Genomic DNA, 9,736 nt, shown 5'->3' with positions numbered 1-9,736 from the left:
CGTTGATGTCGGGAAGAACGCTGGAGACCGTGCTCAAGCCGGTCGCACGGCGGCTGGCCAGCGCCCCCTGGTTCGCCAAGATCGGCCCCAAGGTCGTACCCCCGCTGGACCGCGCGCTGCACCGGATCTCCGGCGGGCGCCTGCTGTTGCCGCAGCTCGTGCTGCCCAGCATGGTGCTCACCACCACCGGGAGCCGTACCGGCCTGCCCCGGCAGACGCCGCTCATCTGCATGCCCGAAGACGACGGCTCGTTCGTCATCGTGGGCAGCAACTTCGGCCGCGAAGGCCACCCGGCGTGGACGGGCAACCTCCTGCGCCAGGCGAAGGCCGAGGTCAGCTACCGGGGCCGCACCATCCCGGTCACCGCCGAGCTGCTGGAGGGCGCCGACCGCGACGAGGTGTGGCCGCGGCTGATCCGGGTCTGGTCGGTGTACGACACCTACGTCGAGCGCGCGGGCCGCAGGCTGCGCGTCTTCCGGCTCACCCCGTCCTGACCCGGCGGCTCAGCCGCTCGACTTGGGTGACGGGGTCGGCGGCACGGGTGTCGCGGGCTGGACCGGCTGGTTCGGCTGCGGCATCCCGCGCCGGAACTGCGGCATGCGGTTCGGCTGCTGTCCCCAGTACCCCGGCGCGCGGAATCCGGGTGCGCCGCGCATCTGACGCTGGAAGACCGCCGGGCCCGAGTGGTCGTGCCCGCCGTCGCTGAACGCGGCCACGATCCCGCCGCCGACCAGACCGCCGACCAGGCCCGCGACGACGGCGACGGCGCCCATCCGTACGCCGGCATGCGCCGACCAGCGGCGGAACCTGCCGGGCTGGGCCGGGGCCGCGGTGGCGTACGGCGTCGTGCCGCCCGGGGGCGGCGGTGGCGGGGCGCCTTCGTGCGCGTGCGCGGCAGGCGGTCCGGCGGCGGGGGGTGCCTCGCCGGCCGGGGTCTCGTCCGGTCCGCGAGGGGTGCCTTCCGCGGGGTGTTCTTCGTGCTCGGCCATTTCGCTCTCCTCATTGGAACAGTCCCAGCGAAGCACAATTCCCCTAAGGCCGCGGTTAACGCCATAAATGAGGAGGGGCCCTCACCGAATGGTGAGAGCCCCTCATCGGGAATCGTCAGGCGGCGACGGTCTGCCCGGTCGTCGCCGGCTCCAGTGCCACGTCGAGCACCTCGCGTACGTCGGCGGCCAGGTGCACCGTCAGCTGCTCGAGGACCTCGGCCGGGACGTCGTCCAGGTCAGGCTCGTTCCGCTTCGGGATGAGGACCGTGGTGATCCCCGCCCGGTGCGCCGCGAGCAGCTTCTGCTTGACGCCGCCGATGGGCAGTACGCGCCCGGTCAGCGACACCTCGCCGGTCATGGCCACGTCCGAGCGTACGAGCCGTCCGGACAGCAGCGACGCGAGTGCCGTCGTCATCGTGACGCCGGCGCTCGGCCCGTCCTTGGGAACCGCCCCGGCGGGCACGTGGATGTGCACGCCGCGGTTTTTCAGGTCACCGACCGGCAGCTCCATCTCCGCGCCACGCGAGCGCAGGTACGAAAGCGCGATCCGGGCCGACTCCTTCATGACGTCGCCGAGCTGACCGGTCAGGGTCACCCCGGTCTCGCCGGTCTCCTCATCGGCCAGCGACGCCTCGATGTAGAGGACGTCGCCACCCGCGCCGGTGACCGCGAGGCCGGTGGCCACGCCGGGCACCGCCGTACGGCGCTCCTCCTCCTTCAGCGACGTCTCCGGCGTGAACCGGGGACGGCCGATGTAGTCGCGCAGGTCGGCCGCGCCGACCGACAGGGGCAGCGTCGCCGTTTCGAGGGCGATGTTCGCCGCGACCTTGCGGAGCACACGGGCGATCCCCCGCTCCAGGCTCCGTACGCCCGCCTCGCGGGTGTACTCGGCCGCCAGCAGCCGCAGCGCGTCCTCGCCGAAGGTGACCTCCTCGGCCGTCAGACCGGCCTTGTCCAGCTGACGCTGGAGCAGGTGGTCGCGAGCGATGGTGACCTTCTCGTCCTCGGTGTAACCGTCGAGCGAGACCAGCTCCATGCGGTCCAGCAGCGGGCCGGGGATCGTGTCGAGGGCGTTGGCGGTGGCCAGGAACACCACGTCGGACAGGTCGAGCTCGACCTCGAGGTAGTGGTCGCGGAACGTGTGGTTCTGCGCCGGGTCCAGCACCTCCAGCAGGGCCGCGGTCGGGTCGCCGCGGTAGTCGGCGCCGACCTTGTCGATCTCGTCCAGGAGCACGACGGGGTTCATCGTGCCGGCCTCGCGGATCGCGCGGACGATCCGGCCGGGCAGCGCGCCGACGTACGTCCGCCGGTGACCACGGATCTCGGCTTCGTCCCGTACGCCGCCGAGCGCGACGCGGACGAACTCGCGGCCCATGGCACGGGCCACCGACTCGCCGAGCGAGGTCTTTCCGACTCCGGGCGGACCCACGAGGGCGAGCACCGCGCCGGACCGCCGTCCGCCGATCACCCCGAGCCCGCGCTCCTCGCGGCGCTTGCGCACGGCGAGGTATTCGACGATGCGCTCCTTGACGTCGTCGAGCCCGGTGTGGTCCTCGTCGAGGATCTGCCGGGCGCCCACGATGTCGTACGCGTCCTCGGTCCGGTCGTTCCACGGGATGTCGAGCACCGTGTCGAGCCAGGTACGGATCCAGCCGACCTCGGGAGACTGCTCGGAGGTCCGCTCCAGCTTGTCGACCTCCTTGAGCGCCGCCTCGCGTACCTTCTCCGGCAGGTCGGCGGCCTCCACGCGTGCGCGGTAGTCCTCCTCCTCGCTGGAGGGGTCGCCGCTCAGCTCGCCCAGCTCCTTGCGGATGGCGGCGAGCTGCTGGCGGAGCAGGAACTCCTTCTGCTGCTTCTCCACGCCCTCCTCGACGTCCTTGCGGATCGTCTCGGCGACGTCGAGCTCGGCGAGGTGCTCACGGGTCCAGCCGATCGCGAGCCGCAGCCGCTCGGTCACGTCGGCCGTCTCGAGGATCTGCACCTTCTGCTCGATGCCGAGGTAGCTCGCGTACCCGGACCGGTCCGCCATCACCGACGGGTCATCGATCTGCTGGATCATGTCGACGACCTGCCAGGCGCCGCGCTTCTCCAGGACGCCGACGACCAGAGCCTTGTACTCCTTGGCCAGCTCCTCGGCTCTGTCGCCGAGACCGCCGTCTTCGATCACCGTGCCCTCGACCCACAGCGCCTTGCCCGGCCCGGACGTGCCGGTACCGACCCGCACGCGCGCCACACCACGTACGACGGCACCGGGGTCACCGCCCGGCAGCCGGCCCATCTGCTCGACGACGGCCAGCGTGCCGACCGCGGCATATTTCCCATTGACCCGGGGCACGATGAGCACCCGCGGCTTGTCATCCTTGTAGTCCGGCAACGCACCGAGCCCGGGCGAACCCGCTGCCGTACGCGCCGTGTCGATCGCGCCTCGTACCTCATCGTCCGAAAGAGACAACGGCACGACCATCGCGGGCAGCACGACCTCGTCGTCGAGGGGCAGCACCGGCAGGGTGACGGTCTTGCTCATCAGGCCTCCAAAGATTGAGTCACTCACACTCAAGAAAGGAGAGCCCTGATCTATTTCCCCGAGCCTGTTCGCTCTGAGCGAGCACGATCGCGGACGGCGATCGCGACGAGGCTCGACCTTGCATTGACAGTGCATCTTGTTAGCAACGTATAGTACTAGCTAACTAGATAAATGGAGCTTCGGACATGATCGAGTTTCACCTGGACGACCGCTCCGGCCTCTCGCCGTACCAGCAGTTGGTCCGGCAGGTGCGGCAGGCCCTGCGGCTGGGCCTGTTGCACGACGGGGACCGGCTACCGACGGTCAAGGAGGTAGTGGCACGGCTGGCGATCAACCCCAACACCGTGCTCAAGGCCTACCGAGAGCTCGAGCACGACGGCCTCGTGGCCGCGCGGCCGGGGGTGGGGACGTTCGTGACGGCGACGTTGACCGACGCATCGCTCGCCGCGCACGGTCCACTGCGTCAGGAGCTACGGCGTTGGCTGGTCAAGGCACGAAGGGCCGGTCTCGACGAGGAAAGCATCGAGGCGCTGTTCATGACGACCTTTCGGGCCGCCGCTGAGGAGGACATAGCATGACCGCTGTCTTGAAGGCCCAGGGCCTGGGCAAGAGATACGGGAAGCGCTGGGCGCTGACCGACTGCACCCTGGACATCCCAGCCGGGCACGTCGTGGGGCTGGTAGGTCCTAACGGAGCCGGCAAGACGACACTGTTGAACCTCGCCAGCGGCCAGCTGGCACCGACGTCGGGCAGCATCACGGTGCTCGGCGGCCGCCCCGGGGACGGCCCCGCGCAACTGGCCAAGGTCGGGTTCGTCGCCCAGGACACTCCCACCTACGCCGGACTGACCGTTGCGGAGCACCTGAAGCTGGGCGCGCGCCTCAATCCCGGGTGGGACGACGGGTTGGCACGGGAACGGGTCCGGCGGCTCGATCTCGACCCCGCCCGCCGGGCCGGGAAGCTGTCGGGCGGGCAGCGCGCCCAGCTCGCCCTCACCCTGGGCATCGCCAAACGGCCCGAGCTGTTAATCCTGGACGAACCGGTCGCCGCCCTCGACCCGCTCGCCCGCCGCGAGTTCATGCAAGGCCTGATGGAGGCCGTCGCCGAGCAGGAGCTCAGCGTGGTGCTGTCCTCCCACCTGGTCTCTGATCTGGAACGAACCTGCGACTACCTGATCGTTCTCGTCGACTCGCGCGTCCAGGCCGCCGGAGAGGTCGAGGAACTGCTGACCACCCACCACCGGATCACCGGCCCACGCCGCGATCCCGCCCGGCTCCCCGCGGACCAGCACGTCGTCTCCGCCAGCCACACCGACCGGCAGACCACCCTGATCGTCCGCACCGGCGCTCCGATCCACGACCCCGCCTGGACCGTCAGCCGGCTCGACCTGGAAGACCTCGTCCTCGCCTACATGAGCAAGCCCGCCGGCACCGGCCGCCGACCCATCCTGGAGGTACAGCGATGATCTGGCTGACCTGGCGCCAGTTGCGTGCCGCCGTGGCGATGATGGCCGCCACGCTCGCCGCGCTCGTGGCTCTCCTGGCCCTGACCGGTCAGGGCCTGGCCGATGACTTCTCCACCGGGGTCGCCGGCTGCGTCACCCAGAGCGACGGCTGCGCGAACTTCTTCCAGGACTTCTTCCATGACAACCAGGCGCCCTTTCTCGCGGTCACCGCTGTCGTGCTGGTTCTGCCCGCCCTCATCGGGCTCTTCTGGGGAGCTCCGCTGATCACCCGTGAACTGGAGGCCGGCACGCACAGGCTGGTGTGGAACCAGAGCGTCACCCGCACCCGCTGGCTGGCCGTCAAACTCGGTCTCACCGGCCTGGCCGCCATGACCGCCGCAGGGCTGGGCAGCCTTGCGGTGACCTGGTGGTCCGGCCCCATCGACAAGGCCTCAGGCGGAAACACCCCCGGCTTCCCGCGGATGGGGCCGCTGCTGTTCGGCGCACGGGGCATCACCCCCATCGGGTACGCGGCCTTCGCCCTCGCTCTCGGCGTGGCCCTCGGAATGCTGGTCCACCGCACCCTGCCGGCCATGACCATCACCCTGGTCGTCTTCGTCGCCGTCCAGATCGCCATGCCGCTGCTGGTCCGCCCCCACCTTCTTCCCCCGGCCCGCTCGGTGATCGAGATCACCACCTCGAACATCGACGACATCAATTGGCTACGCGGCGGCTCGATACGCCTGAGCGTGAAGGCGCAGGCCCCCGACGACACCGGTGCCTGGGTCCTGTCCAGCCACATCGTGGATGCCTCAGGACATACGGTCACGAGAAACATCCCCGTTTCCACGTCCACAGGACCCTGCGCACCACCGACCGAGCAGAAACCTGAGGCAGGGGTGCAGGCGTGCCTCACTGAGGTCAACCGGCTCGGCTACCGGCAGCGGCTGGCCTACCAGCCTTCCACCCGTTTCTGGACCTTCCAGTCGATCGAGACCGGGATCTACATCGCCTTCGCCCTCGGCCTGGCCGGGTTCGGCTTCTGGTCGATCCGCCGTCGCCTGCCGTGACCTCCGCGACATCCTGGACCGGCTGGGCGACCCGCGGGAGATCGCCGACGAGGCGCGCCGCCGGTTCGGCCTGCCCGATGCGACGGCCGGTCCGCTGGAGGTCGCCGTACTGCTCGTCATGACCGCCGGCGCGGTCGTGTGGCCGTGGCCGCCCGTCGGCCTGGCGATCGGCGTCCTGCTCCTGTGGCGGTCACGTTCCTGGACCACGCGCGCGAAGTACGTGGGCGGCCATCTTCCGCTCGCCGCCGCGATCGTGCTCACGGCGGCGAGCTACCTGCTCGGCTCCTGGATCGGCCTCGGCGCGCCGGCGGGCCTGATCGTCGCCGGGCTGGTCCTGCCGCTCGTCGGCGCGGGTTACCTGGCCGTGCGGCTGGGCCGCAGACTGCGACCGCTCGCCTGGGCCGGCGTCGCGGCGGTCCTGCTCGTCGTCGCCGTGCCGGCGGTGGTCGGCCTCGTTCCCGCCCGGACGTCGGCGTTCGTCGCCGGGGACGTAGCGCCTCGACCGCTCACTTCCGGGAAGACGACCTGCGGCGCCTTCTACGCGGCCAAGCACTTCCCCGGGCGCGGTGCGATCGGGACCAACGTGGGGATCTGCTGGAACGGCGCCCGGGTCTGGACGGCCTGGGGGCCGAACTGCCCGGTCTCCTCGACCGGCCTGGCCCGCCTGTCGGTGCATCGCTGCACGGTCCGGGCCCAGGGCAGTGTCCTTCTGGTCGACACCGACATCACCGAGCGGGCGACCACCGCCCCCGGATTCGGCCGCTCGGAGGGGTACGGCTGGGTCATCGACCCCGACGGCTCGTTCCAGCCCATCTGACACCCTCCTTCCGCCCCTGCTCACCCGTGCGGGCGCGCCACGCGGCCCGGCCGTACGTCCCGCTCCAACGGACATACGGCCGGGCCGGCGTCGAGTGCGTTCTCTGCCGCCGGGGTCAGGCGGGGCAGTTGTGGTAGGCCGCCAGGAGCCATCTGCCGTTCCGGCGGGTCAGGGTCCAGGTGGCGATCACCCACCGGTCGCCGGGGGGCTCGGTCTCGCCGGCCATCACGACGGCGCTGCGGGTGACGACGATGGCGGCGTCGGCGCTGAGATGGCGGATGCTCTGCACCTCGTCGCGGACCTGGCTGCCCTTCAGCGGGCCGGCGAAGCCCGCCGCCATGCGGTCGCGGGTCGCGGTGCGGCCGGCGCTGTAGGAACCGGGCAGGATCGAGGTCGCGTCCTCGGTGTAGGAGGCCACGAAGGCGTCGGCGTCGTTGTCCGCCCAGGCCTCGTAGATGCCGTCGAGCACGGCGAGAACCTCGCGGTCCCTGGTGTCGGTCATGGTCGTTCCTTCCGTCGGTGTGCTGCCTTCACCGGTACTTACCGGGCGGCCTGCCGCGGCTCATCGCCGCGCGGCGATGACTTTCGGGACACCTGCCGGTATGTATGGGCCCGGGGACCTACGCGCGTGACGGAGGACAGAGTGGCGACCAGCGAGGACTTCACGGTCCAGACCGATCCGTTCCGCCGGGAGCTGCTGGCGCACTGCTACCGCATGCTCGGCTCGGTGCACGACGCCGAGGACCTGCTGCAGGAGACACTGCTGCGTGCCTGGCGTGCGTACGACCGGTACGACCCGAGCCGCGCGGCACTGCGCACCTGGCTCTACCGGATCGCCACCAACGCCTGCCTGACCGCGCTCGAACAGCGCAGCCGCCGTCCGCTGCCCTCCGGACTCGGCGGGCCGCCGGGCGACGATCCCGAGCAACCCCTGATCCACGGCGAGGAGGTGCCGTGGCTCCAGCCGATTCCCGACGCGATGCTCGGTGACCCGGCGGGCGTGGTGCTCTCGCGGGGTTCGCTGCGGCTGGCCTTCGTCGCCGCGATGCAGTTCCTGCCGGCCCGGCAGCGGGCCGTGCTCATCCTGCGCGAGGTGCTGGACTGGCCCGCCGCCGACGTGGCGGCGGCGCTGGACATGACGACCGCCGCGGTGAACAGCGCCCTGCAGCGGGCCAGGGCACGGCTCGGCGAGGCCGGGCTGGGCGAGGACCAGATCGACGAGCCCGCCGACCCCGGCCATCGCGCGCAGGTCGAACGCTATGCCGTCGCCTTCGAGAACGCCGACCTGGCGGCGCTGGAGAAGCTGCTGACCGATGACGCCGTACTGGAGATGCCGCCGTTCCTCAACTGGTTCGCGGGCCGCGAGCCGTACATCCGCTTCATCGCACGCGTCTTCACCCTGCGGGGCACGGACTGGCGCATGGTGCCGGTGCGGGCGAACGGGCAACCCGCGCTGGCCGCCTACACGCGCGCACAGGACGGCGGGTACGCGCTGCACACTCTCCAGGTGTTCACGGTCACGGCGTCGGGCATCAGCCGCAACACCACCTTCCAGGACCAGGATGTGTTCGCCTACTTCGGCCTGCCCGGAAGGATCACCGGCGCCGAGGACCGGGGGCCGGGCAGGCCCTCCCCGTGATGGAGAACCACGACAGAAGGAGCCCCCCATCGACTCGCCGCGCAGCCTGGTCGCCTCAGCGTTCGTCGCCTTCGCCGCCTTCGGCTCGTTCTGGGGCGTCTGGGGTGCCTCGGTGCCCCGGGTGCGGCACCAGGCGGGCGTCAGTGACGGTCAGCTGGGTTTCGCCCTCTTATTCGTGGGCGCCGGCGCTCTGCCCGCGATGCTGCTGGCGGGCAGAGCGCTCGATCGCTGGGGGCCGATGGTCGCCGCCGGTGCCATCAGCCTGCTCGGCGTGGTCGGAGCCGGTCTGGCCCTGACCGCGGTGAACCTGCCGAGCCTGTGCGTGGGACTCGGGATCGCCGGTGCGTCAAGCGGCGCGGCCGACGTGACGATCAACGCGGTGGCAGGACGGGCCGAGCAGCTCACCGGACGACCGGTCATCGCCCGCGTCCACGGCACGTTCTCCGCCTTCGTCGTCGTGACCAGTCTCGGCGCGGGAGTCGCCTCCGCCGCCTCCTGGCCGCTCGCCGTGCCGTTCATCGGGGTGGCCGCCCTCTGCCTGGCCGCCGGTGCCATCATGCTGAGGGCGGTCCCCCACCGGACCACCGTCCACGACGACGGCACGAAGGCGCCGGCGGCGCCGTCGTCCGGCCACGCCCGGATCATCCCGCTGGTGCTCATCGGCGTGCTGGGGGCACTGGCGTTCGCGAGTGAGAACGCCCACCAGAGCTGGAGCGCGGTCTTCGCCCAGGACGAACTCCACGCGGGAGCGGGGCTCACCACGGTGGCGCCCGCCGTCTTCGCCGGAACCGTCGCGATCACGCGGTTCTCGATCGGGAGCCTCAAGACCGCCCACGCCCGTACCGTCATCCTGACCGGCGCGCTGGCGGCCGCCGGCGGCGCACTCGTCATCGCGGGCGCCCCGAGCCTGCTCGTCGCCACGCTGGGGCTGGTGATGGCCGGCGCCGGAACCGGCGTGCTCTTCCCCACGCTCCTGGCCACCGTCTCGCGCAACGTCGAGGAGGACTACCGGGGCCGCGCGACGTCCATCGTCAGCACCGTCTCCTACCTCGGATTCCTCTTCGGCCCCGTGTACGTCGGCGTGGCCGCCGACGCCGCCGGACTGCGGGGCGCCATGGTCGCCGTCGCGGCCCTCGCCGCCGCCCTGTTCGTCCTGGCACCCCCGATCCTCCATCTCAGCGACCCGCCGCGTCGTGAAGATCTCCGCGCGTCGTCGCCGCGCCGGCCACGCTCTGGTCGCGGTCCGCGGTGAC

The 9,736-nt window shown here is 71.2% G+C and carries 10 protein-coding genes; 7 read left to right on the top strand and 3 right to left on the bottom strand.

Going from position 1 to position 9,736, the window contains the following annotated elements; all coding sequences use genetic code 11:
• Positions 1–5 precede the first annotated feature (5 nt).
• On the top strand, positions 6–494 hold the full coding sequence (locus FB559_RS44165) for a nitroreductase family deazaflavin-dependent oxidoreductase (protein WP_185792435.1): 489 nt from the start codon (positions 6–8) through the stop codon (positions 492–494).
• 9 nt (positions 495–503) lie between these two features.
• Here FB559_RS44165 and FB559_RS28330 read toward each other — a convergent pair whose 3' ends face one another.
• Both FB559_RS28330 and lon read right to left on the bottom strand, forming a co-directional pair.
• Complete coding sequence (locus FB559_RS28330) at positions 504–989, bottom strand: hypothetical protein (RefSeq protein ID WP_141959322.1); 486 nt, start codon at positions 987–989, stop codon at positions 504–506.
• 115 nt (positions 990–1,104) lie between these two features.
• Complete coding sequence (gene lon, locus FB559_RS28325) at positions 1,105–3,513, bottom strand: endopeptidase La (protein ID WP_141959319.1); 2,409 nt, start codon at positions 3,511–3,513, stop codon at positions 1,105–1,107.
• 185 nt (positions 3,514–3,698) lie between these two features.
• Between lon and FB559_RS28320 the strand changes: the two genes are divergently transcribed.
• The 4 genes from FB559_RS28320 to FB559_RS28305 all read left to right on the top strand — a co-directional run bounded on the left by FB559_RS28320 (position 3,699) and on the right by FB559_RS28305 (position 6,844).
• Positions 3,699–4,091: a GntR family transcriptional regulator gene (locus FB559_RS28320; protein WP_141959317.1), complete on the top strand. Its 393-nt coding sequence runs from the start codon at positions 3,699–3,701 to the stop codon at positions 4,089–4,091.
• Positions 4,088–4,978 carry an ABC transporter ATP-binding protein gene (locus FB559_RS28315; RefSeq protein WP_141959315.1) on the top strand — a complete coding sequence of 297 codons (891 nt, stop codon included), beginning with the start codon at positions 4,088–4,090 and terminating at the stop codon, positions 4,976–4,978. Before FB559_RS28320 ends, FB559_RS28315 begins: the two co-directional genes overlap by 4 nt.
• Positions 4,975–6,027 carry an ABC transporter permease gene (locus tag FB559_RS28310; RefSeq protein WP_141959313.1) on the top strand — a complete coding sequence of 351 codons (1,053 nt, stop codon included), beginning with the start codon at positions 4,975–4,977 and terminating at the stop codon, positions 6,025–6,027. Before FB559_RS28315 ends, FB559_RS28310 begins: the two co-directional genes overlap by 4 nt.
• A 118-nt stretch (positions 6,028–6,145) precedes the next feature.
• Positions 6,146–6,844, top strand: coding sequence for a hypothetical protein (locus FB559_RS28305; protein ID WP_141959311.1), 699 nt, complete (start codon positions 6,146–6,148; stop codon positions 6,842–6,844).
• Between the two features lie 115 nt (positions 6,845–6,959).
• Here the strand turns inward: FB559_RS28305 and FB559_RS28300 are convergent, their stop codons facing one another.
• The gene (locus FB559_RS28300) at positions 6,960–7,346 is read right to left on the bottom strand and encodes an SgcJ/EcaC family oxidoreductase (RefSeq protein ID WP_141959309.1); all 387 of its coding nucleotides are present in this window, start codon (positions 7,344–7,346) and stop codon (positions 6,960–6,962) included.
• Between the two features lie 126 nt (positions 7,347–7,472).
• Here FB559_RS28300 and FB559_RS28295 point away from each other — a divergent pair, with 126 nt between their 5' ends.
• Together FB559_RS28295 and FB559_RS28290 are read left to right on the top strand one after the other, a co-directional pair.
• Entirely contained in the window at positions 7,473–8,483 is a 1,011-nt protein-coding gene (locus FB559_RS28295) for a sigma-70 family RNA polymerase sigma factor (RefSeq protein ID WP_221640210.1), read from the top strand.
• Positions 8,484–8,511: 28 nt separating this feature from the next.
• The gene (locus tag FB559_RS28290; RefSeq protein WP_425455122.1) at positions 8,512–9,735 is read left to right on the top strand and encodes an MFS transporter; all 1,224 of its coding nucleotides are present in this window, start codon (positions 8,512–8,514) and stop codon (positions 9,733–9,735) included.
• Position 9,736 lies beyond the last annotated feature (1 nt).

The organism is Actinoallomurus bryophytorum (genome assembly GCF_006716425.1).
Classification (GTDB): domain Bacteria; phylum Actinomycetota; class Actinomycetes; order Streptosporangiales; family Streptosporangiaceae; genus Actinoallomurus; species Actinoallomurus bryophytorum.
Note: the sequence above shows the minus strand (reverse complement) of the source record. Positions and strands in the feature narration are given on the sequence as shown.

What these genes read in the sequence shown, in the direction of transcription:
- FB559_RS28310 (WP_141959313.1), top strand. Translation starts at nt 4,975, where the DNA reads ATGATCTGGCTGACCTGGCGCCAGTTGCGTGCCGCCGTGGCGATGATG.
- FB559_RS28315 (WP_141959315.1), top strand. Translation starts at nt 4,088, where the DNA reads ATGACCGCTGTCTTGAAGGCCCAGGGCCTGGGCAAGAGATACGGGAAG.
- lon (WP_141959319.1), bottom strand. Translation starts at nt 3,513, where the DNA reads ATGAGCAAGACCGTCACCCTGCCGGTGCTGCCCCTCGACGACGAGGTC.
- FB559_RS28305 (WP_141959311.1), top strand. Translation starts at nt 6,146, where the DNA reads ATGACCGCCGGCGCGGTCGTGTGGCCGTGGCCGCCCGTCGGCCTGGCG.
- FB559_RS44165 (WP_185792435.1), top strand. Translation starts at nt 6, where the DNA reads ATGTCGGGAAGAACGCTGGAGACCGTGCTCAAGCCGGTCGCACGGCGG.
- FB559_RS28320 (WP_141959317.1), top strand. Translation starts at nt 3,699, where the DNA reads ATGATCGAGTTTCACCTGGACGACCGCTCCGGCCTCTCGCCGTACCAG.
- FB559_RS28300 (WP_141959309.1), bottom strand. Translation starts at nt 7,346, where the DNA reads ATGACCGACACCAGGGACCGCGAGGTTCTCGCCGTGCTCGACGGCATC.
- FB559_RS28330 (WP_141959322.1), bottom strand. Translation starts at nt 989, where the DNA reads ATGGCCGAGCACGAAGAACACCCCGCGGAAGGCACCCCTCGCGGACCG.